Below are 1,363 nucleotides of genomic sequence, written 5' to 3'. Positions count from 1 at the left end.
TTCGACCAGGATCATTGCGAACTCGCCGACGAGCCGAGCCAGGTCGGTCATCTCGGGACACGCCCCGAGAAGTTCGTCCAGATGAGCCCGGCGTCCGGCGGGAAGATCGGTGGGCCGGCTCATGATCCATGAAGTCAGCCGACGCGGCGAGGGGCAGATGCGGTCGCTTTCGGCGCGCCCCTGGTTGAGGTATTTATGCAGCAGGTTCGCCGCTGCCGGTGTAACCAAGCGCTGTGATCTCGTGGAACAGGTGCAGGACCGGAACCCCAGGCTGCTCGATGCGGCGCTGCCGCAAGTGGTCGCGGTAAGGGTCGACCAGGCAGGCGCGGTAATACGGTGGGCGGCGCAGCTGGTCCGGCTCGGATGCGCGGGCGTAGCGCTTCACCGTGTTCAACGCCAGGCCCAGACGCCGGGCGCAGTCCAGCAGCCCGACACCTCGATCGAGCAGATCGTGCACCGCATGCCAGCGCTCCAACGTGGTGGTCTCGCGGGTGAGTGTTTGCCGTTTCGGGCCGGCCGCTGCCCAGCATCGGCCGTGCGCGGCGACGACTTCCCGCACCGATCGGGCCAGGCCGTGCCACAGGTGCCAGCGATCGCTGACCTGCAACGCGGCGGGCACTGCGCGGCGGATCGCTTCGGCATAGGTGGCCGATCCGTCACGGACGACGACCTCGACGCCAGGATTGTTCCGTAGCCATGTTTCGAGAGTGTCGGACTTGCGGTCGGCCAGTACGTCGATCCGTTCGTGAGTTACCGCATCGATGACCGCTGTGCCGTAACGGTTTCGGCGACGCAGGGCGAAGTCGTCCACGCTGACCACCCGAGGAACCAGCCGGTGCGGTAGCGGGATCGCCAACAGGACCCGCACCGCGGTATGCCGGGACAGTCGAACCGGTAACGCGGCCAGCACGCGGACCGCACCCCGACCGGCCAGTTCTCTCACGATCGAACGCACCTGACCGGTCAGCCGGGTCGTTCGCCGTTGATAGCGTTCGAGAAGCCCGGGCACCTGTTCACGGAAAGTCTTGCAGCACTGCGATGTCGGGCAAACCAGCCGCCGAACCCGCACCCGCACGATCACCACGCGACCGTCGACGGGCAGGTCAGCGACGGTCCGGTGGTGGTAGCTGTGGACTTTCTCCGACTCCTCACCGCAGCGCGAGCACACCGCCGCCCCAGGCGCTGTCCGGGCCCGCACCACCAGCCTGCAGCCCTCATCGACAACCTCGTCGACCACCAACGCCGACAAACCCGAGAACACCAGCCCGACAGCAACATTCACCTCACCCACCCAGGCATCGTGCCGTCAGGCGACCACGCTCAGCCACCGGAAGTGAGCCAGAGCCGGCAATCCGACACTCCC

1 pseudogene is annotated in these 1,363 nt (G+C 67.1%); it reads right to left on the bottom strand.

From position 1 onward, the window contains the following. Positions 1 to 1,291, bottom strand: a pseudogene (locus tag NM2_RS46915) (ISL3 family transposase); the annotation flags it as partial. Between the last annotated feature and the right edge of the window lie 72 nt (positions 1,292 to 1,363).

The sequence above is a fragment of the Nocardia miyunensis NBRC 108239 genome (genome assembly GCF_001613065.1).
Lineage (GTDB): Bacteria > Actinomycetota > Actinomycetes > Mycobacteriales > Mycobacteriaceae > Nocardia > Nocardia miyunensis.
Note: the sequence above shows the minus strand (reverse complement) of the source record. Positions and strands in the feature narration are given on the sequence as shown.